Raw genomic sequence first — 18315 nt, 5'->3', positions numbered from 1 at the left:
GTTACTCATGAAAATAATCATCGTCGTACTGATGGCATGCCTGCTCAGCGGCTGCGGCAGTATCAACAGTCGCACCATTCCAGGGCAAGGCCACGGGAATCAGTATTACCCTGGCGTGAAATGGGATCTCCGTGATTCCGCATGGCGCTACCTGACCGTGCTCGATCTGCCGTTCTCGCTGATTTTCGACACGCTGCTGCTGCCGATTGATGCCAGCCACGGCCCTTACGAATAACCTAAATTAACGTTCGTCCCACTCATCGGCTGCGGTTTGACCTTCTTCCGTATCAAGCGGCGGCTCGAGCTGAAACTCACCCTCATCCCACTCGTGCAGGGTGTTCTCTTCCAGCCATTCCTGCCGAAGTTCGATTTCTTCATAGTCGCCGTCAAAGACGGCCTGCGCACCTTCACCACTTAATATCGGCAAACATTCCCCTTCTTCACCTTCATCGGCAAAGAATTCGGCCTGCCACATAATATCCCCATCCTGCAGAACGTATTTCTGGATATTAAGCTGTTGCACGTCAGCATCTTCTTCTTCAACGCCGGGGTTGTCGGCGAGGAACTCTTCACGAGCGGCATCAATAGCTTCTTCCAGCGTGGCGTACATGGTCATTGGTGTCTCCCTGTTTTCCAGAAGGTTTCAGGGAAAGAATAGCTGAATATCTGATTCTGCAAGTATGAATACGAAAATAAGCTGTCAGGCGTTCGTCTTATTCCGTCACCGGCCGTAACGCGCGGGATAAACTAAACCATGAATAAATGGCATTGAACAACACGACGCCCGCCGTCACGATAAAGACGGCGCGAAAACCGAAGCTGGCGGAGACCCCAGCCCCGAGCAGCGGTCCGGTGACGTTACCGATGTCCCGGAATGACTGGTTATAGCTGAAAATGCGCCCGGCAATCTGGTTCGTGGAGTTGTAAACCAGCAGGGTCTGTACGGCGGGCAGTAACGCGCCGTCGGCGGCTCCCAGTAAAAAGCGCAGGACGCCCAGCTGCCATGGCGTTTGCACCATCGACATCGGGATAAGCAGCAGGACGGAAATCACCAGCGCGCAGATCAGTATTTTTTCCGGACCCACCCGGTCCCCCAGTTTTCCGAGCCTCGGGGCGCTCAGCAGCGCCGCCACGCCGGGTACGGACGCAATGAGTCCGCTGATGAACGCAATATTGCTGACGTTACACGCCAGATCGCGAACGTAAAGCGTCAGAATAGGGGCAATCGACCCGGTAGCCACCTGGATAATCATTGTCGTCACGAACAGGCTCAGCACCAGTCTGGGATTTTTGAGCGAGGTCAGCACTTCCCTGGCGTGGAGCATCTCTTTTTTGGCGACAGGCGTGAAGTTTTCACGAATACAGAGCAGGGTGACGATGAAGCACAGGAACAACACGCTGGCGGTGATAAAGAAAACCGGCCGCAGTCCATAGCTATCGGCCAGGAGTCCGCCGGCCAGTGGCCCCAGCAGGGCACCGCTCACGCCGCCGGTTGAGAGCGTGCCCAGCGCCCAGCCGCTTTTATGGCGGGGAATTTGTGTGGCAATCAGGGCGTTCGCGTTGGGAATAAATCCTCCCAGCAGGCCCAGCAGCGCGCGCAAAATCAGGAACTGCCAGACGTTTTGCGCCACGCCCATCAGCGCCATGATGATGGCCATCCCCAGCGCCGAACGCAGCAGCATGATTTTTCGCCCCTTGCGGTCGGCAAGGCCGCCCCAGAAGGGTGAGGCTATCGCGGAAAACAGGAACGTGATGCTGAATACCAGGCCGGACCACATATTGAGCGCACTGTGGCCCGTCACGCCCAGCTGTTCGACGTAGAGCGGCAGGAAAGGCATAACCAGGCTAAACGCCGCGCCGGTGAGGAAACAGCCAAGCCACGCAACCGTGAGGTTACGCTTCCAGTTTATGGGGGCATCTGAGGGTGACATAACAATCCGCATAATGAGGTGCCGAGCACCTGAAGCATGAAGTAATAAGCCTGCTAATTATGCGCCTGGGTTATGAATGCCGCAATGAGGGGGAGCTTTTAAAGCTAAAACAGCATGCGGCCCTGAGGGCCGCATGAGAATTAATAGCGAGACGGCGTGCCTTGTGGCCGCGTTTTAAAGCGGCGGTGCAACCACATGTACTGCTCGGGCGCCAGCATAATGCACTTCTCCACAACGCCGTTCATCCAGCGCGCGGTCGTTTCCGCATCGTCGAGCGGCGGCGCGAGTTCCGGCTCCAGCATCATCAGCTCGTAGCCTGAACCATCCGGCTTACGGCGGGGAACAAAAGGCACGATGGCGGCTTTGGACATCCGCGCCAGCATCCAGGTTCCGGTCGTTGTGGCGGCCTCTTCAACGGCGAAGAAGGGGACAAATACGCTGGCCTGCGGGCCATAGTCGTGGTCGGGGGCGTACCAGACCACTTCACCGGATTTCAGCGCGCGGATCATTCCCTTCAGATCTTTACGGTCGATCATGCTTTTGTTGGAGCGCATGCGGCCATTGGTCTGGATTAAATCGATGACCGGGTTATCGTTAGGGCGATAAACGCCAATGCCCGGCGCCTGCATGCCGAACATGCGCGCCCCGATTTCGAGCGTCAGGAAATGGACGCCGATCAGCAGAACGCCCGTCTGGTTGGCCTGAAGCGTATGCACCGGATCCATGCCGGTGCCCGTCACCTCGCTCCAGCGAGCCATGCGTTTGTCCGGCCAGAACCACGCCATGCCGGTTTCCATAAGGCCCATCCCGACGGATTCGAAATTCTTCGCGACCATATCGTGACGCTCTGACTCGCTCATCTGCGGAAAACACAGCTCAAGATTGCGGTACGCGATTCTGGCTCGACGTTTCATAAACAGTTGCGCGAAGCGGCCCAGAAATTTACCCAACCGAAAAATAACAGGGTAGGGAAGCTGTACCAGAAGCCATAAAAAGCCGATGCCAAGCCAGGTCAACCAATAGCGGGGATGCAAAAGGGCGGCAGTAAATTTTGGTAACTGGGTCATGTCTTTCCTGTGTTCAAACGTCCTGTTTTGCTAGTGTCTCATTTTTTGAGACGTAGCCAAAATATCTGCTTTCGAAGCGTGCACGAATACAGCAATTGTTAAGCCTGATTAATCAGGGTGTGTGAAATGTAGCGTAAATTGTGTGGATGTAAATTGGTTTTGTTTGCTATATGATGCCGACCGATTTTTCATTCTCTCTAACGAATCCAGGACAGTACACCATGCCAGTGTTACATAACCGCGTTTCGAATGAGATGTTAAAAGCGCGTATGTTGGCTGAAACCGAACCGCGCACAACCATCTCATTCTATAAATACTTCACGATCGACGATCCGCAGGCGACCCGCGATGCGCTTTATCAGGCGTTCACGGCGCTTAACGTCTTCGGCCGCGTCTACCTTGCTCGTGAAGGCATCAACGCGCAGATTAGCGTACCGGAAAGCAAAGTCAGCGCCTTCCGTGACGTACTTTATCAGTTTGACCCTGCACTCGACGGCTTACGCCTGAACATTGCCCTGGATGATGACGGGAAATCCTTCTGGGTGCTGCGCATGAAGGTGCGTGAACGCATCGTGGCGGACGGTATCGACGATCCTGAGTTTAACCCGTCGGACGTCGGTGAATACCTGAAGGCGGCGGAAGTGAATGCGATGCTGGACGATCCGGATGCCGTATTCATTGATATGCGTAACCACTATGAGTACGAAGTGGGACATTTCGAGAACGCTATGGAAATCCCGGCTGATACCTTCCGCGAGCAATTGCCCAAAGCGGTTGAGATGATGCAGGAGCATAAAGATAAAAAGATCGTTATGTACTGCACCGGCGGTATCCGCTGTGAGAAAGCCAGCGCGTGGATGAAGCACAACGGCTTCAATAAGGTCTGGCACATTGAAGGCGGCATTATCGAGTACGCTCGTCGCGCCCGTGAGCAGGGGTTGCCGGTACGCTTTATCGGGAAAAACTTTGTCTTTGACGAGCGGATGGGTGAGCGTATCTCTGAAGACGTTATTGCCCAGTGCCATCAGTGCGGCGCGCCGTGCGATACCCACACCAACTGCAAAAACGACGGCTGCCATCTGCTGTTCATTCAGTGCCCGGCCTGTGCCGAGAAGTTTAACGGCTGCTGTAGCGAGCTGTGCAGTGAAGAGAGCATCCTGCCGGAAGAAGAGCAGCGTCGCCGTCGCGCAGGACGTGAAAACGGCAACAAGATTTTTAATAAATCACGCGGTCGTCTGAATACCAAACTGGGTATCCCTGACCCGGAATGATAATAACGCCCGGCACGGTGAAAACCTGCCGGGCGAAGTTATTATGATTTCTGCTGTACCCCTTCAACGGAAATAATCAGCTCCACGTCCTGAGACGCCGGGCCTAAATCCGTTGTGATATTAAAATCTTTCAGGTGAATTTTCCCTGCCGCTTCAAAGCCTGCGCGTTTACCGCCCCACGGATCGTCACCCTGGCCCAGTAATTTAGCATCAAGCGTGACCGGTTTGGTTACGCCGTTAAGCGTCAGGTTGCCGGTAATATTCAGCTTATCACCGTCTTTCTTCACCTCAGTAGAAGTGAAGGTCGCCTGCGGGAATTTCGCGACGTTGAGGAACTCCCCACTTCGCAGGTGTTTATCGCGCTCTGCGTGGTTCGTGTCGACGCTGTTCGTATTAATCGTCACATTGACTTTATCGGCCGCGGGATTTTTCTCGTCAAAGGTGAACGTGCCGTCAAAATCCTTAAAGGTGCCGTACAGCCAGCTGTAGCCCAGGTGCTGAATACGGAAATTGACGAAAGCGTGCTGGCCCTCTTTATCAATTTTATAATCCGCCGCCACGGCATTACCGGCGGTGAATAACAGAGAACCCAGGGCGATACCCAGCAGGTGTTTTTTCATTTTATGCTCCAGAGTCAACTGACGAGCGGCCAAGCATGCGCTTTAGCGTATCGTCTTTATCAATAAAATGGTGTTTGAGGGCGGCAAGCCCGTGAAGTACGGACAGGATCACCACGCTCCAGGCAAGCCAGAGGTGAACTACCCCCGCCGTATCGGCCTGCGCCCCGGCATCGCTAAGCGTTGCCGGAACCTCGAACAGGCCAAAAACGTTAATCGGCTTACCGTCAGCCGTCGAAATGAGATAGCCGCTAATCAGGATGGCAAACAGCAGCGCATAGAGGGCAATATGCGCGGCGACTGCACTAACGCGGGTAAATTTGCTGTGAGACGTTGGCGCGGCGGGCGGCGGGGAGATATGTCGCCAGATCACGCGGAAGACCAGCCCCAGCATCAGCAGGACACCAATACTTTTATGCAACTCTGGCGCCTGGTGATACCAGCCATCGTAATAGCTGAGCGTGACCATCCAGAGCCCAAGTCCAAACATACCGTAGACGGCAAGAGCAAATATCCAGTGCAAACTTATGGATATTATTCCGTAGCGCCGGGAGGAGTTACGCAATTGCATCAGAATGTCCATTTTCATATTAACCGAAAGGTAAAAATGAACGGGAAGAGGTGATATTGCAACTGAAATAATTGTCTATTGATTTTTATTTTATTTATTTCAGCGTTTTTGAACAGGATCAATAAATGTAATTCAATGTCTTCGTGCAAGATGAAATTGAGAGTTTCAGCAAACCTAAATAAACGTCAATTATTGTCAATCATGCTTTTCAATAAAATACGATGTAAACAAAATCAATAATGGCCAGCAGCGCCCACAGTAAGATATAGAGCATAAAATGCTCGCGAATATTATTCATAAGAAAGTTAACGATCCTGCGCATAACGCCCCAACATGCAGTGTAAATGAAACGGGCTCCGGGACGTCCGGAGCCCGTGGCGGATTATCCGTTAAAACGCGAGAGGGAGAAGGGCGTCAGATCAAACTGCGGCGTGATGCCCTGGGCAAACTGTGCGGCGATCTCGCCCAGCACGGACGCGAACTTAAAGCCATGGCCGCTCAGCCCGGTAATCAGCAGGACGTTGTCATGCCCCGGCAGGGTATCAATGATAAAGTCTTCATCCGGCGTGTTGTCGTAGGTACAGGCCGCGCCATACAGCAAGCCGCCAACGCCTGGAAGAATATTGCGCAGGAACGAGAAGGCCTCTGAACCATCCTGTGGCCAGGCGCCGAAGGGTTTACGCTCTTCAGGGGAGGCGATAGCCTGGCCCCCGTTGTGTTTACCGATTTTCAGCGCGTCTTTCTCGGAAGGGAAACCGTAGAACTGATCGCCATTCGGCAATTCGCCGGTAAAGGCCGGGAATTTATTCTGCGCGCTGTAGCGCCCATCCGACTGGAACCAGGAGAAGACCTTACGCACCGGCTGGACAGGCAGTTCCGGCAGCAGGCGCGTGACCCAGGTTCCTGCGCTGACGAGCAGGCGGGACGCTGAATAGTCGCCGTCAATAGTCGTTACCGTGACGCCATTATCGTCATGGGTTATGGCCTCTACCGGACAGTTAAACAGCTGCGCGCAGCCGGCTTTCGCGGCAAGATCGATCCAGGTTTTGATCGCCGTTTCACAGTGCAGCACGCCGGAGTGGGCTTCAAAGAGGCCAATGTAATCGTCGGGGACGGTAATTTCAGGCCAGCGCGCGGTAATGCCCGTCGCGTCCAGCTTCTCGACATCAAGATTAAAGGCTTTTGCGCTGCGCTCGACGCTGGCGAGAAAATCAGAATGGGAAGGGCCAAGGTTGATAACGCCGGTACGCTCGAAAATACGCTCTTCGGTCTGCTTCGCCAGCTCGTCCCACAGCGTCTGGGCGCGAAGCACCAGCGGTACATAGCGCTCGCCTTCTCCATACGCGTGGCGCATGAGGCGGGTATCGCCATGATGGCTGCCCTCTGAATGAGGAGGAAGGTGGGCATCGATCATCAGGACCTTCAGGCCTGCCTGTGTTGCGTAATAACCGGCGGCGGAACCCACGGAGCCGCTACCAATAATGATTAAGTCGTATTTCATATGCATCTCATAAACTGACGTTTTGTTAGCAGAGTAATTAACAACGCGGGGTTAGACAAGGGAGAAATAAATAAGGCACCGCGAGGGTGCCTGTAGAGAGAAAAGTGGGCATAAGCTTAGTGCCGTTTATACTCATTTTCCTGATAGTCGCCAGATTCTATTTTTGCAATACCTGCTTCTAAAATAGAAATAAACTGACGGGCGACGTCTGTTGTTAGCCACAGCGTCTGTCCAACTTCCGCTTCTTCACGGTTGAGTTGATTCGGGGTCTGGTAGTGCAAACGCAGCATCAGCGCATCGTAGCTATCTACGGTACTGATATCCCAGCCAACCAGTGGATGGGTCTGGATCACTTCACTATTCTTTTCCATTATAACCCCCTTAATGCGTGTTAGAAGACAACGGCTTTGAGGTTCAATGCATGTTTTTCTGAAAGCATCTTCAGTATACCAAGTAATAAGGGTTCCGACGGGAAAAATAAACAGCTGGCAACACATTTTTCTGCTTTTTAGGATTGTTCGAACAATAAAACACCATCTTGTTCACGATTCTTAAAGAAGATGCCGAATTAATTTGAACTTGCAGGATTTTTAGACAAAAAAAAGCCGGGGCGACCCGGCAAAAAACACAATGAGGGAGCAGTGTTAATCTGTGATAAACCAGTCGTCTGCGCTTTCCCACGTTTCCTGCAGGATTTCGCTGATGCGATCTTTATCTTCTTTCGCAGCACCAATGACGGAGAGGTTGTTCGCCGCGGCGTAACGCACCGTTACGGCGCCCGCGTTATCGGGAAAGGTGTTGTTAATACGGCGGGATAATTCGCCTGCCAGTGCATCAAGCGCGCCGGCAGGCAGAACGGTAGTTTTGGCTATGGTGACTTCAATACGCATAAATGCCCCCTGTGTAATATACTGTTTATTTATACAGGTATATTATCTGTTTGACAACAAGGGGGATTGATTTTTTAACGTTTTACCGTCCAGCTTACGGTTTCGCCCGCCAGGAATGGGATCAGCGTGTCATTCGTCAGGGCAATGGACTCCTCAACGTGGCTCGCTTTCCGCTCCAGCTCGATGAAGGTGTCGTTGACCGGCAGGCCGTAGAAGCGCGGGCCGTTAAGGGAGCAGAATGCTTCGAAATGTTCCAGCGCGTTCATCTCTTCAAATACGGTTGCGTAGCTGGCAAGCGCCGTTGGGGCGTTGAAGCAGCCTGCACAGCCGCAGCTCGCCTCTTTACGATGGCGGGCGTGAGGTGCGGAGTCGGTACCGAGGAACGCGCGGGAGAACCCGCTGGCGACCAACTCGCGCAGCGCCTGCTGGTGGATGTTGCGTTTGAGGATAGGCAGACAGTACAGGTGAGGGCGCACCCCGCCCACCAGCATGTGGTTACGGTTAAACATCAGGTGCTGTGGCGTAATGGTGGCGGCGATAAGATCGTTGCCGTCACGCACGTACTCTGCCGCGTCTTTGGTGGTGATATGCTCAAATACCACTTTTAGCGCGGGCAGGCGCTGGCGCAAAGGCTCCATCACGGTCTCGATAAAACGGGCTTCACGGTCGAAGATATCAATCTCCGCGTGCGTGACTTCACCATGGACCAGCAGCGGCATACCCAGTTTCTGCATGCGTTCCAGAACCGGCATGATGGCATCAATGCTGGTGACGCCGTGGCTGGAGTTGGTGGTGGCATTCGCCGGGTAGAGTTTCGCTGCCGTAAAGACGCCTTTGTTAAACCCACGCTCCACTTCGTTCGGGTCCAGCGAGTCGGTCAGATAGCAGGTCATCAGCGGGGTAAAATCGTGTCCCGCAGGCACGGCATCCAGGATGCGCTGGCGATAGGCTATCGCGGCATCGACGGTGGTGACTGGTGGAACCAGGTTAGGCATTACAATCGCGCGGCCATAAATTTCGCTGGTATAAGGCACGACGGTTTTCAGCATATCGCCATCGCGCAGATGGATATGCCAGTCGTCAGGGCGGCGGATTTTAAGAACCTGGGGTTGTGCAGTCATGGAAGCTCCGGCTTGTCAGGAATCAGTCATAAGGATGGCTGTTTTTGCCGGACACAAATCATAAGCGGAAACGTTTTCGTTTGCACACTTTTCCGTGAAAAAAAGGGCGCCGCAGCGCCCTTCAGTTTAATCGGTGAAAGGAATGATAATTTCGCCCGGTTTCACCTCTATGCCCTTTGCGTATTTTTTCGCCAGGGCTTCACCCTTGCTTTTGTCTTCACTTAAGACGTACGCGGGCTGCTGGTTAAAATAATTACGCAGCGACTGGTTCAGATAGGGCATCAGGGTTTGCAGAACCGGTGCCATCTTGTCCGGAGACACCTGCGCATCGACCACTTCCATCTCCTGCAGGAAAATCGCCCCTTTCTCTTTGTTGAAAACAGGGAGTGCCTTCAGCTTGAGCTTGATGTTGGCTTTCTGATTGCCAAACAGGGAGGACATATCGAGGTCCGCATCACCGGCCAGGGTGACTTTGTTTGGCTCTTCACGTCCGATCTGGCTACTCAGGTTTGTGAGCACGATATGCGCGTCTGCCAGCCCCGGCACGCCAATGTCTTTCGAGAAATTGTTATGTTTTTCCAGCGCCTGATTAATTTCCTGTTCACTGACGGTATATTGCGTGAGCTGGTTACAGCCAACCAGCAGGCCGCTGACAACTAATGCAGCGGCAAAGAAAATTTTCTTCATAGTGTTCCTCAACGAAAAATCGGCGCTTCTGTCCTGTTACGCCAGTATGTCAGCGTGAATGGGCAGAAACCAGCAGAAAAAACTGAGAAGTGGGGCGGGAGAGGCTCCCGCCCGAGGGAAAGGCTACGCGCCAGGCTCGAGCATGCCGCTCGCGCTGCGTTTCTGGCTGAACTGCCACCACAGGGCGAGTAGCGTCATAAAGCCCACCGCGCCCAGCATCATCCACGGGAGTTCAGGTTGATTTAACGCTTTGCCGGCATCAAACAACCAGCCGCCCCCGGCGTAACCTAATGCCCCGCCGAGCGCCAGCCCCAGGCGGCTGAACCCCATATAGCTGCCGCGCGCACGCGCATCCGCAAGCGAGGCGCTCAGCGTTTCGCGGGCAGGCTCAGCGATGATTGAGCCAATATAGAACGTGCAAATCAGCGTAAACAGCTGCTGGAGCGTGTTCACCAGGCCAATCGGCATCATGCTCAGCGTCATCAGAAACAGCCCGGCCATCAGGCGATGTTCCAGACGAAAACGTCGCTCGCTCCAGCGGGCAACTGGATAAAGCAGCGTTAACGACAGGCAGGCTTCAATGGCGTACATCCATTTTACGGCTGCAGGCGTGCCCGCAATATCGTTAACCATGATCGGCAGCATCAGCATGACCTGTACGGCCAGCATGTAGTAGCCCGTCAGGGTCAACACATAGGTGACAAAACGCCTGTCGCGCAGGACCCGGCCAAGCCCTTCCCGGACCGGCGCTTTGACCGTCGACAGCTTCCAGGCGGGCAGGAACAGGCCATTAAACAGCGCGCACAGAATAAAGAGCACCGCCCCAGCCGCACAGACCAGACGGAAGTCATACTGCAGCAGCCAGCTTCCCAGCAGGGCGCCGATAACCGCCCCGGCACTGTCCTGCATCATCAGAATCGAGAAGAAACGGCCGCGGTGCTGAGGGCGAATAAGCTTCACCACCAGCGCGGTACGTGGCGGATCGAACAGCGTGCCCCCGATGCCGGAGAGAAAGCAGGAGAACCAGAGCAGCCAGGGCTCCTGGGCGACCGCCATCGTGGCAAACCCTGCCGCGCGCAGCAGCATACCGGTAACGATCATCGGTTTAGCGCCAAAGCGGTCGGCGATAGCCCCGCCAAAGACGCCCAGACCCTGCTGGACAAACTGGCGTAGCCCCAGGGCAATGCCGACCATTAATGCCGCCCAGCCCATTTGATCGACAAAGCGGATCGATATAAGGGGAAAAACGACAAAAAAGCCGAGCACGACTAGCATGTTATCGACGAGCAGGAAATATTTACCCAGGCTCCTGGCCTGTGATACGCGGGACATTTTCCCTCCAGGGAAAATAAGATGGTGAGCACGCTAACATTCTGCGGTGTCGCCGCGTTTTTTCCCACCCCCGGGCGTGACAATATTTTTTTATCAAAAGGCTGCTTTGATAGAGAGTTCTCATCGAAAATAGTGAAAAGCGAGCAAAATGGTATGTCACTGTTTTCACAGACGCCGCAGGCGCAGGTATAGTAAAGCTAATGGGTAAGCAGAAGTGACGGGAAGGAGTGGGATCGATGTTTGGCTATCGCAGTAATGTGCCAAAAGTGCGTCTGACAACGGACAGGCTGGTCGTTCGTCTGGTGCATGAGCGTGATGCCTGGCGTCTGGCGGATTATTACGCCGAGAATCGCCAGTTTTTAAAACCCTGGGAACCCGTTCGGGATGAGAGCCATTGTTACCCTTCCGGCTGGCAGGCGCGTCTCAGCATGATTACGGAATTTCACAAGCAGGGCAGCGCGTTTTATTTCGCGCTGCTGGATCCCGAAGAGAAAGAGATTATCGGGATCGCCAATTTTTCAAACGTGGTGCGCGGGTCGTTTCACGCCTGCTACCTTGGATACTCCATCGGCCAGAAATGGCAGGGGCAGGGGCTGATGTACGAGGCGTTAACGGTGGCGATCCGCTATATGCAACGCACGCAGCATATCCATCGCATCATGGCGAACTATATGCCGCATAATCAGCGCAGCGGCAATTTGCTGGCGCGTTTAGGGTTCGAGAAAGAGGGTTACGCCAAAGACTATCTGCTGATTGACGGAGAGTGGCGCGACCACGTTCTGACGGCGTTAACCACCCGGGACTGGACCGCAGGTCGTTAAGGAGAAAAGATGAAGTATCAGCTAAACGGTACAGAAGCGCGCGTGATTGGGTGCTTACTCGAAAAACAGGTCACCACGCCGGAGCAGTATCCGCTCTCCGTCAACGCCGTGACCATGGCCTGCAACCAGAAAACCAACCGCGAGCCGGTGATGAACCTCAGCGAGCATGACGTTCAGGGCGTGCTGGATGCGTTGGTAAAACGCCACTATCTGCGCACCGTCAGCGGCTTCGGCAACCGCGTGACCAAGTACGAACAGCGCTTTTGTAACTCCGAATTCGGTGACCTGAAGTTGAGCAGCGCGGAAGTGGCGGTCATCACCACGCTGCTGCTGCGCGGGGCGCAGACGCCGGGAGAACTGCGCACGCGCGCTTCCCGTATGCATGAGTTCAGCGATATGCAGGAAGTTGAGCAGACCCTGGAAGGGCTGGCTTCTCGCGAAGACGGCCCGTACGTGGTGCGTCTGGCGCGCGAGCCGGGCAAACGTGAAAGCCGCTATATGCATCTGTTCAGCGGCGACGTCGATGTCGCTACCGTGGAGAGCGACGCGATATCCTCAGCAGGCACAGACACTCTTGCCGCGCGCGTAGAAGCGCTGGAAGAAGAGGTCGCCGGGCTGAAACAGCGTCTGGATGCCTTGCTGGCACATCTGGGAGACTGACGGTGAAAAAATTACGCGTAGGCGTGGTGGGGCTGGGCGGCATCGCGCAAAAAGCCTGGCTGCCTGTTTTAGGTGCGGCGACGGACTGGACCCTGCAAGGGGCATGGTCACCCACGCGAGAAAAGGCAGAACGTATCTGCGAAACCTGGCGCATTCCGTACGCTGCCTCCCTGCAGGATCTGGCCCGCGAGTGTGATGCGGTTTTTGTGCATACCTCAACGGCAACTCACTATCAGGTGGTGAGCGAGCTGCTCAATGCGGGGGTTCACGTCTGCGTGGATAAACCGCTGGCGGAAAATGTTCCGGACGCGGAACGTCTGATCGAACTGGCGGCGCGCAAAAAACTGACGCTGATGGTGGGCTTCAACCGCCGCTTCGCGCCGCTTTACCAGCAGCTTAAGGCACAGTCGGGCACGCTTTCCTCGCTGCGAATGGATAAGCACCGTACCGACAGCATTGGGCCAAACGATCTGCGGTTCACCCTTCTGGATGATTACCTGCATGTGGTGGATACGGCGCTGTGGCTGACCAACGGTAATGCGCAGCTGAAAAGCGGCACCCTCGTGACAAACGATCAGGGGCAAATGGTCTACGCTGAACACCACTTTTCCGTTGAGCATCTTCAGATTACCACCAGCATGCACCGTCGGGCGGGTAGCCAGCGTGAATCCGTGCAGGCGGTGAGCGACGGCGCGCTGTACGACATTACGGACATGCGCGAGTGGCGGGAAGAGAAGGGCAACGGCGTGGTGACGCTCCCGGCGCCAGGCTGGCAGAGCACCCTCGAGCAGCGCGGTTTCGCAGGATGCGCCCGCCACTTTATCACCTGCGTGCAAAATCAGACGGTTCCTGAAACGTCCGGCGAGCAGGCCATTATGGCGCAGCGCATTGTAGAAAGGCTCTGGCGCGATGCCATGAGTGAATAACTCGCTGTAACATCTGCGGATAGTAATTCGTTGAAATCCGGGTAGACTAAGCGCCGCTTGTAGGCTTTGCCGGGTGGCGCTTACGCTTGCCCGTCCTGGAAATCCGTATGGTTCTGGAAATTCACGTTAATGAACTTATTAAAATCGCTGGCGGCCGTCAGCTCGATGACCATGTTTTCCCGCGTGCTGGGTTTTGCACGCGACGCCATTGTGGCAAGGGTATTTGGTGCAGGGATGGCCACGGACGCCTTTTTCGTCGCGTTCAAATTGCCGAACCTGCTGCGTCGTATTTTTGCTGAAGGGGCGTTTTCCCAGGCATTCGTGCCCATTCTGGCGGAATATAAAAGCAAGCAGGGTGAAGACGCGACGCGCGTCTTTGTTTCTTATGTCTCCGGATTGCTGACGCTGGCTTTAGCTGTGGTGACCGTACTCGGGATGCTGGCCGCGCCCTGGGTAATTATGGTGACCGCGCCCGGGTTTGCCGATACGGCTGACAAATTTGCCCTGACCTCGCAGCTTTTGCGCATTACCTTCCCCTATATTCTGCTCATCTCGCTGGCCTCGCTGGTGGGGGCTGTCCTGAATACCTGGAACCGCTTCTCTGTCCCGGCGTTTGCGCCGACGTTTCTCAACGTCAGCATGATCGGTTTTGCCCTGTTCGCCGCGCCGCACTTTAACCCGCCGGTGCTGGCGCTGGCCTGGGCGGTTACCGTCGGCGGCGTGCTGCAGCTGGCGTACCAGCTGCCGCATCTGAAAAAAATCGGCATGCTGGTGCTGCCGCGCATCAATTTCAAAGATGCCGGAGCGATGCGCGTGATCAAGCAGATGGGGCCCGCCATTCTCGGCGTCTCAGTCAGCCAGATCTCGCTTATCATCAACACCATCTTTGCCTCTTTCCTCGTGTCCGGTTCGGTTTCCTGGATGTACTACGCCGACCGTCTGATGGAGTTTCCGTCCGGGGTGCTGGGCGTGGCGCTGGGGACCATTCTGCTGCCGTCGCTGTCGAAAAGTTTTGCCAGCGGCAATCACGATGAATATTGCCGCCTGATGGACTGGGGATTACGTCTCTGCTTCCTGCTGGCCCTGCCAAGCGCGGTGGCGCTGGGTATTCTGGCTAAACCGTTAACGGTGTCGCTCTTCCAGTACGGGAAATTCACCGCTTTTGATGCTGCCATGACCCAGCGCGCGCTGATTGCCTACTCGGTCGGATTGATGGGGCTGATCGTCGTCAAGGTGCTGGCGCCAGGGTTCTACTCGCGTCAGGACATCAAAACGCCGGTAAAAATTGCCATCGTGACGCTGATTATGACGCAGCTGATGAACCTGGCGTTTATTGGGCCGCTGAAGCATGCAGGCCTGTCATTATCGATTGGTCTGGCGGCCTGTCTGAATGCCGGGCTATTATACTGGCAGCTGCGCAAGCAGGATATTTTTACGCCGCAGCCGGGCTGGGGGAGTTTCCTGGCGCGTCTGATCGTTGCGGTACTGGTAATGTCTGCCGCGCTGCTTGGCATGATGTACGTGATGCCGGAATGGTCCCTGGGCACCATGCCTTACCGTCTGATGCGGCTGATGGCCGTGGTAGGCGTTGGGGTGGTGGCTTATTTTGCCACGCTCGCGGTGCTGGGGTTCAAAGTGAAAGAGTTTGCCCGCCGTACGGCATAAACGCCAAAAGGGGAGTTCACCTTATGGTGCTCCCCGCTGCATGATTTGTCGCTCAGGCGTCAAATCGAAATCTTTTTAACTCCCGCAATACGCGCAGTCGCTGTCTGACCATCCGCACCGTACAGTCCGGTTTCTTTATGCGGTTTCAATACCTCAAGCGCCTGCTGGTTACGCTCAATCTGACCTTCCAGTAGCCAGCCGTTGTGCTGATTAAGATCGCGCAGATGCTGGGTTTTTTCGGTAATGGTTTGCCAGCGCTCAATAATATCGTCATTGGCGCTACGCTTAGGATCCTGCTCAGCGCGGCGCTGCTGCTCCAGATAATCCAGCGTCGCCAGGAGTGAACTCTTATCTTCAGTAATACGCTGCAGCGCACTGCCGTTGATGTGACCGGAAGAGAGATGCTGTTGTTCAGCGTCCATTACCGTTTTCAGGTCGTTAAGAACAACCGTCATTTGATCCAGTATTTCTGACAGTCGACTCATACGGTTAGTTACTCTGTAAGAAACTCTGTGCTTCCTGAATCAGGGCGTCAGCGATTTTGCTGGTGTCCATTTTCAGCTCACCGTTACGAATAGCCGTTTTCAGCGCTTCAACACGTTCCATATTGATATCGTTGCTGCCTGGCTGCATCAGTTTTGCCTGCGCGTCGCTCAGGGTAACGCTGGTGCTGTTGGACGTTGACGGTTTTTCCAGACGCGTTTTCTGCGCAGGAGCGTCATTCGTTTCGCGAGGTTGTACAGCGCTTACCGGCTTCAGGGCTGATGTACGATCAATGCTCATAGTGTTGTCCTCATCGAGGGTTCGCGGCGTTTGCGCCTGATATCATCATTAGTGGAATATTTATCGGCACGCGCAGCGAAATCTTTAGAAAGATTATAGGTTAATCAGAATATTCCCATCAGCATCGACGGTTCCGCTCACCACCTGGCCTGAGGACATTCTGACGCGGGCGTTTTGCGCCACCGCGGCATTGTTTAACGCTTTCCCTTCACTGTTGATGCTAAAGCCATCTCCGTTGGCCACCACCATCACCTGTTGACCCGCTTTTACCCGCCATGCCTGACGCAGCATTGAGAGCTGTATCGGCTGGCCGGGGGCGACATCACGCAGGCTGACGGCGTCCTGTGCCTGGTTCATATCGAGCATGGTGCGTGGCGGCAGCTGATCCAGACGCCCGCGTTTTAACGTCACGCTGTTCGTCTGCAGCACGCTGCCGCGCGCAATGGGCACGGCGGCGACAACATAATTGCCCGTCGCCTGAACTGCAACCTGTAAATAGCGTTTTTCGTTGGCGCAGCGTGCCAGCACGTTCACATTCCCCCAGAGCTTTGTGAACCCTACCACGCTGAAGGACGGCTGGTCACACGTCGGGTACAGATTCGGTGGCGTGCGCACGGTAACGGTCACGTCATCGCTAAAGCCTGCCAGTTTTTCAGCAAAAAAAGCCGTCAGCCGATCCTGTAAGCCATCAGCCTGCACCAGAGGACTAAACAGCAAGAAAGCTGCCACCAGGCCACGTTTTAACGTTTGCATCGCAAGTTCCACCGTTTCCAGAGTTGAATGAATTTTACCTGCAGTGGTTTTGCATCAACGCAATAAATAGCGACGCATTTTGCGCTTATTCCGTCGATAGGGGAGACCGGGTGAGATTTAAGCTGTGAACTGAAATTTTGCCATCAGCGGAGGAGACATGCTCGATAAACTCGACGCCGCGTTACGTTTTCAGCAGGAAGCGCTCAACTTACGCGCCCAGCGGCAGGAGATTTTAGCCGCCAACATCGCTAACGCCGATACCCCAGGGTTTCAGGCGCGCGATATTGATTTTTCCAGTGAACTCAAAAAGGTGATGGAGCGTGGACGTGCCGAAGGAACGGGTGTTGCACTCGCCATGACATCCTCTCGCCATATTCCTGCTCAGGCGATGACCGCGCCAGCGACCGATTTACTTTACCGCATTCCCGATCAGCCCTCACTCGACGGTAACACCGTGGATATGGACCGGGAGCGTACGCAGTTTGCCGATAACAGCCTGAAATACCAGACGGGCCTGACCGTACTCGGCGGACAAATCAAAGGCATGATGAACGTCCTGCAGGGGGGGAACTGATAGATGGCCTTGTTGAATATTTTTGATATTGCCGGTTCGGCGTTAACCGCGCAGTCCAAACGCCTGAACGTGGCCGCCAGTAACCTGGCGAACGCCGACAGCGTAACCGGACCCGACGGCCAGCCTTATCGTGCCAAACAGGTTGTCTTTCAGGTCGATGCGGCGCCGGGCGCGGCGACGGGCGGTGTGAAGGTGTCTGATGTGGTAGAGAGCCAGGCGCCGGACAGGCTGGTGTATGAGCCGGGTAACCCGCTCGCGGATGCCAGCGGATACGTGAAAATGCCAAACGTGGATGTGGTGGGTGAGATGGTGAACTCCATGTCGGCTTCCCGTAGCTACCAGGCCAACGTCGAAGTGCTTAATACCGTGAAGAGCATGATGCTCAAAACACTCACTCTCGGCCAGTAAAGGAGACATGCATGTCCATCGCCGTAAATGTGAATGATCCTACGAACTCGGGTGTTAATAACACGAAGAGTACGACGGGTTCTAACTCCCTGACCGGAAGCAATGCCTCCGATCTTCAGGGCAGCTTTCTGACGCTGCTGGTGGCGCAGCTTAAGAACCAGGATCCCACCAACCCAATGCAGAACAACGAACTGACCACGCAGCTTGCGCAGATCAGCACCGTGAGCGGCATTGAGAAGCTCAACACTACCCTCGGTGCCGTTTCCGGCCAGATTGGCAGCAGCCAGTCTCTGCAGGCAGCGAGCCTGATTGGTCACGGGGTGATGATCCCTGGAACCACGATTCTGGCGGGCACCAGCACCACTGAAGGGAACACCACAACGACCACCACGCCGTTTGGCGTTGAGCTGCAGCAGGCGGCGGAGAAAGTTACCGCAACCATTACCGACAGCAACGGCACGGTCGTGCGCACCATTGATATCGGTGAGCTGAAGGCGGGCGTTCACACCTTTACGTGGGATGGCAGCCTGACCGACGGCACTAAAGCACCAAACGGTTCTTACAAAGTAGCGATCAGCGCCAGCAACGGGACGACCCAGCTGGTGGCGCAGCCGCTGCAGTTCGCGCTGGTCCAGGGCGTGATTAAAGGAAGCGACGGCAACAAACTGGATTTGGGAACCTCTGGTTCCACCACACTCGACGAAGTTCGGCAGATTATCTAAGCCTTAACACTTATC

At 55.0% G+C, this 18315-nt stretch carries 24 protein-coding genes; 9 read left to right on the top strand and 15 right to left on the bottom strand.

The annotated features are described in order from the left end of the window. Positions 1 to 7: 7 nt before the first annotated feature. Complete coding sequence (locus tag UR504_RS03540) at positions 8 to 235, top strand: YceK/YidQ family lipoprotein (protein ID WP_302234719.1); 228 nt, start codon at positions 8 to 10, stop codon at positions 233 to 235. A 6-nt stretch (positions 236 to 241) separates the two neighbouring features. Here the strand turns inward: UR504_RS03540 and UR504_RS03535 are convergent, their stop codons facing one another. From UR504_RS03535 to UR504_RS03525, 3 genes are all read right to left on the bottom strand, one after another. Further along, positions 242 to 616, bottom strand: coding sequence for a MysB family protein (locus tag UR504_RS03535; RefSeq protein ID WP_115874714.1), 375 nt, complete (start codon positions 614 to 616; stop codon positions 242 to 244). Positions 617 to 713: 97 nt separating this feature from the next. Then, positions 714 to 1931, bottom strand: coding sequence for a multidrug efflux MFS transporter MdtG (mdtG, locus tag UR504_RS03530; protein WP_320739337.1), 1218 nt, complete (start codon positions 1929 to 1931; stop codon positions 714 to 716). A gap of 140 nt (positions 1932 to 2071) precedes the next feature. After that, positions 2072 to 2998, bottom strand: a complete 927-nt coding sequence (locus UR504_RS03525; RefSeq protein ID WP_302234721.1) for a Kdo(2)-lipid IV(A) acyltransferase — start codon at positions 2996 to 2998, stop codon at positions 2072 to 2074. A 221-nt stretch (positions 2999 to 3219) separates the two neighbouring features. Here UR504_RS03525 and UR504_RS03520 point away from each other — a divergent pair, with 221 nt between their 5' ends. Beyond that, entirely contained in the window at positions 3220 to 4269 is a 1050-nt protein-coding gene (locus UR504_RS03520; protein WP_111965842.1) for a rhodanese-related sulfurtransferase, read from the top strand. Positions 4270 to 4310: 41 nt separating this feature from the next. Here UR504_RS03520 and UR504_RS03515 read toward each other — a convergent pair whose 3' ends face one another. The 9 genes from UR504_RS03515 to mdtH form a co-directional block, all read right to left on the bottom strand. Then, positions 4311 to 4889, bottom strand: coding sequence for a YceI family protein (locus tag UR504_RS03515; RefSeq protein ID WP_133294157.1), 579 nt, complete (start codon positions 4887 to 4889; stop codon positions 4311 to 4313). 1 nt (position 4890) lies between these two features. After that, positions 4891 to 5457 (bottom strand): cytochrome b, encoded by a 567-nt coding sequence (locus UR504_RS03510; RefSeq protein WP_111965848.1) that lies wholly within the window; start codon positions 5455 to 5457, stop codon positions 4891 to 4893. A gap of 208 nt (positions 5458 to 5665) precedes the next feature. Continuing rightward, on the bottom strand, positions 5666 to 5779 hold the full coding sequence (locus UR504_RS03505) for a YceO family protein (protein WP_032639612.1): 114 nt from the start codon (positions 5777 to 5779) through the stop codon (positions 5666 to 5668). A gap of 60 nt (positions 5780 to 5839) precedes the next feature. Next, the gene (solA, locus tag UR504_RS03500; RefSeq protein ID WP_302234722.1) at positions 5840 to 6958 is read right to left on the bottom strand and encodes an N-methyl-L-tryptophan oxidase; all 1119 of its coding nucleotides are present in this window, start codon (positions 6956 to 6958) and stop codon (positions 5840 to 5842) included. Between the two features lie 116 nt (positions 6959 to 7074). After that, positions 7075 to 7329, bottom strand: coding sequence for a biofilm formation regulator BssS (bssS, locus tag UR504_RS03495; protein ID WP_008500827.1), 255 nt, complete (start codon positions 7327 to 7329; stop codon positions 7075 to 7077). A 273-nt stretch (positions 7330 to 7602) separates the two neighbouring features. Then, positions 7603 to 7848, bottom strand: a complete 246-nt coding sequence (dinI, locus tag UR504_RS03490) for a DNA damage-inducible protein I (RefSeq protein ID WP_008500826.1) — start codon at positions 7846 to 7848, stop codon at positions 7603 to 7605. Between the two features lie 74 nt (positions 7849 to 7922). Then, positions 7923 to 8969: a dihydroorotase gene (pyrC, locus tag UR504_RS03485; RefSeq protein WP_302234723.1), complete on the bottom strand. Its 1047-nt coding sequence runs from the start codon at positions 8967 to 8969 to the stop codon at positions 7923 to 7925. 126 nt (positions 8970 to 9095) lie between these two features. Next, on the bottom strand, positions 9096 to 9656 hold the full coding sequence (locus UR504_RS03480; RefSeq protein WP_115874720.1) for a lipoprotein: 561 nt from the start codon (positions 9654 to 9656) through the stop codon (positions 9096 to 9098). 123 nt (positions 9657 to 9779) lie between these two features. After that, a complete protein-coding gene (gene mdtH / locus UR504_RS03475) occupies positions 9780 to 10988 on the bottom strand; it encodes a multidrug efflux MFS transporter MdtH (protein ID WP_127730378.1) in 1209 nt (402 codons plus the stop codon). 236 nt (positions 10989 to 11224) lie between these two features. Here mdtH and rimJ point away from each other — a divergent pair, with 236 nt between their 5' ends. From rimJ to murJ, 4 genes are all read left to right on the top strand, one after another. Further along, complete coding sequence (gene rimJ / locus UR504_RS03470; protein ID WP_008500822.1) at positions 11225 to 11809, top strand: ribosomal protein S5-alanine N-acetyltransferase; 585 nt, start codon at positions 11225 to 11227, stop codon at positions 11807 to 11809. A gap of 9 nt (positions 11810 to 11818) precedes the next feature. After that, positions 11819 to 12469, top strand: coding sequence for a YceH family protein (locus UR504_RS03465; protein ID WP_302234724.1), 651 nt, complete (start codon positions 11819 to 11821; stop codon positions 12467 to 12469). 2 nt (positions 12470 to 12471) lie between these two features. Continuing rightward, positions 12472 to 13395: a Gfo/Idh/MocA family protein gene (locus UR504_RS03460; RefSeq protein WP_302234725.1), complete on the top strand. Its 924-nt coding sequence runs from the start codon at positions 12472 to 12474 to the stop codon at positions 13393 to 13395. 129 nt (positions 13396 to 13524) lie between these two features. Continuing rightward, complete coding sequence (gene murJ / locus UR504_RS03455; protein ID WP_127730382.1) at positions 13525 to 15060, top strand: murein biosynthesis integral membrane protein MurJ; 1536 nt, start codon at positions 13525 to 13527, stop codon at positions 15058 to 15060. A gap of 59 nt (positions 15061 to 15119) precedes the next feature. Here the strand turns inward: murJ and flgN are convergent, their stop codons facing one another. The 3 genes from flgN to flgA all read right to left on the bottom strand — a co-directional run bounded on the left by flgN (position 15120) and on the right by flgA (position 16596). Next, positions 15120 to 15545 carry a flagella biosynthesis chaperone FlgN gene (gene flgN, locus UR504_RS03450; RefSeq protein ID WP_008500818.1) on the bottom strand — a complete coding sequence of 142 codons (426 nt, stop codon included), beginning with the start codon at positions 15543 to 15545 and terminating at the stop codon, positions 15120 to 15122. 4 nt (positions 15546 to 15549) lie between these two features. Then, positions 15550 to 15843, bottom strand: coding sequence for a flagellar biosynthesis anti-sigma factor FlgM (gene flgM, locus UR504_RS03445; protein WP_023311133.1), 294 nt, complete (start codon positions 15841 to 15843; stop codon positions 15550 to 15552). Between the two features lie 93 nt (positions 15844 to 15936). After that, complete coding sequence (gene flgA, locus UR504_RS03440; protein WP_115874724.1) at positions 15937 to 16596, bottom strand: flagellar basal body P-ring formation chaperone FlgA; 660 nt, start codon at positions 16594 to 16596, stop codon at positions 15937 to 15939. Positions 16597 to 16753: 157 nt separating this feature from the next. Between flgA and flgB the strand changes: the two genes are divergently transcribed. From flgB to flgD, 3 genes are read left to right on the top strand one after another with little or no spacing between them, the layout of a single operon-like run. Next, entirely contained in the window at positions 16754 to 17170 is a 417-nt protein-coding gene (gene flgB, locus UR504_RS03435; RefSeq protein WP_023311135.1) for a flagellar basal body rod protein FlgB, read from the top strand. A 3-nt stretch (positions 17171 to 17173) separates the two neighbouring features. Then, positions 17174 to 17578 carry a flagellar basal body rod protein FlgC gene (gene flgC, locus UR504_RS03430; RefSeq protein WP_008500814.1) on the top strand — a complete coding sequence of 135 codons (405 nt, stop codon included), beginning with the start codon at positions 17174 to 17176 and terminating at the stop codon, positions 17576 to 17578. Positions 17579 to 17589: 11 nt separating this feature from the next. Next, positions 17590 to 18300 (top strand): flagellar hook assembly protein FlgD, encoded by a 711-nt coding sequence (gene flgD / locus UR504_RS03425; RefSeq protein WP_111965533.1) that lies wholly within the window; start codon positions 17590 to 17592, stop codon positions 18298 to 18300. Positions 18301 to 18315: the final 15 nt, after the last annotated feature.

The sequence above is a fragment of the Enterobacter sp. 241F3 genome (assembly GCF_034106785.1).
GTDB classification, from domain to species: Bacteria; Pseudomonadota; Gammaproteobacteria; order Enterobacterales; family Enterobacteriaceae; genus Enterobacter; species Enterobacter vonholyi.
Note: the sequence above shows the minus strand (reverse complement) of the source record. Positions and strands in the feature narration are given on the sequence as shown.

What these genes read in the sequence shown, in the direction of transcription:
- flgB (WP_023311135.1), top strand. Translation starts at nt 16,754, where the DNA reads ATGCTCGATAAACTCGACGCCGCGTTACGTTTTCAGCAGGAAGCGCTC.
- dinI (WP_008500826.1), bottom strand. Translation starts at nt 7,848, where the DNA reads ATGCGTATTGAAGTCACCATAGCCAAAACTACCGTTCTGCCTGCCGGC.
- flgD (WP_111965533.1), top strand. Translation starts at nt 17,590, where the DNA reads ATGTCCATCGCCGTAAATGTGAATGATCCTACGAACTCGGGTGTTAAT.
- UR504_RS03515 (WP_133294157.1), bottom strand. Translation starts at nt 4,889, where the DNA reads ATGAAAAAACACCTGCTGGGTATCGCCCTGGGTTCTCTGTTATTCACC.
- flgC (WP_008500814.1), top strand. Translation starts at nt 17,174, where the DNA reads ATGGCCTTGTTGAATATTTTTGATATTGCCGGTTCGGCGTTAACCGCG.
- mdtG (WP_320739337.1), bottom strand. Translation starts at nt 1,931, where the DNA reads ATGTCACCCTCAGATGCCCCCATAAACTGGAAGCGTAACCTCACGGTT.
- UR504_RS03535 (WP_115874714.1), bottom strand. Translation starts at nt 616, where the DNA reads ATGACCATGTACGCCACGCTGGAAGAAGCTATTGATGCCGCTCGTGAA.
- UR504_RS03510 (WP_111965848.1), bottom strand. Translation starts at nt 5,457, where the DNA reads ATGCAATTGCGTAACTCCTCCCGGCGCTACGGAATAATATCCATAAGT.
- flgM (WP_023311133.1), bottom strand. Translation starts at nt 15,843, where the DNA reads ATGAGCATTGATCGTACATCAGCCCTGAAGCCGGTAAGCGCTGTACAA.
- UR504_RS03465 (WP_302234724.1), top strand. Translation starts at nt 11,819, where the DNA reads ATGAAGTATCAGCTAAACGGTACAGAAGCGCGCGTGATTGGGTGCTTA.
- flgA (WP_115874724.1), bottom strand. Translation starts at nt 16,596, where the DNA reads ATGCAAACGTTAAAACGTGGCCTGGTGGCAGCTTTCTTGCTGTTTAGT.
- flgN (WP_008500818.1), bottom strand. Translation starts at nt 15,545, where the DNA reads ATGAGTCGACTGTCAGAAATACTGGATCAAATGACGGTTGTTCTTAAC.
- mdtH (WP_127730378.1), bottom strand. Translation starts at nt 10,988, where the DNA reads ATGTCCCGCGTATCACAGGCCAGGAGCCTGGGTAAATATTTCCTGCTC.
- bssS (WP_008500827.1), bottom strand. Translation starts at nt 7,329, where the DNA reads ATGGAAAAGAATAGTGAAGTGATCCAGACCCATCCACTGGTTGGCTGG.
- UR504_RS03540 (WP_302234719.1), top strand. Translation starts at nt 8, where the DNA reads ATGAAAATAATCATCGTCGTACTGATGGCATGCCTGCTCAGCGGCTGC.
- murJ (WP_127730382.1), top strand. Translation starts at nt 13,525, where the DNA reads ATGAACTTATTAAAATCGCTGGCGGCCGTCAGCTCGATGACCATGTTT.
- solA (WP_302234722.1), bottom strand. Translation starts at nt 6,958, where the DNA reads ATGAAATACGACTTAATCATTATTGGTAGCGGCTCCGTGGGTTCCGCC.
- UR504_RS03525 (WP_302234721.1), bottom strand. Translation starts at nt 2,998, where the DNA reads ATGACCCAGTTACCAAAATTTACTGCCGCCCTTTTGCATCCCCGCTAT.
- pyrC (WP_302234723.1), bottom strand. Translation starts at nt 8,969, where the DNA reads ATGACTGCACAACCCCAGGTTCTTAAAATCCGCCGCCCTGACGACTGG.
- UR504_RS03480 (WP_115874720.1), bottom strand. Translation starts at nt 9,656, where the DNA reads ATGAAGAAAATTTTCTTTGCCGCTGCATTAGTTGTCAGCGGCCTGCTG.
- UR504_RS03520 (WP_111965842.1), top strand. Translation starts at nt 3,220, where the DNA reads ATGCCAGTGTTACATAACCGCGTTTCGAATGAGATGTTAAAAGCGCGT.
- rimJ (WP_008500822.1), top strand. Translation starts at nt 11,225, where the DNA reads ATGTTTGGCTATCGCAGTAATGTGCCAAAAGTGCGTCTGACAACGGAC.
- UR504_RS03505 (WP_032639612.1), bottom strand. Translation starts at nt 5,779, where the DNA reads ATGCGCAGGATCGTTAACTTTCTTATGAATAATATTCGCGAGCATTTT.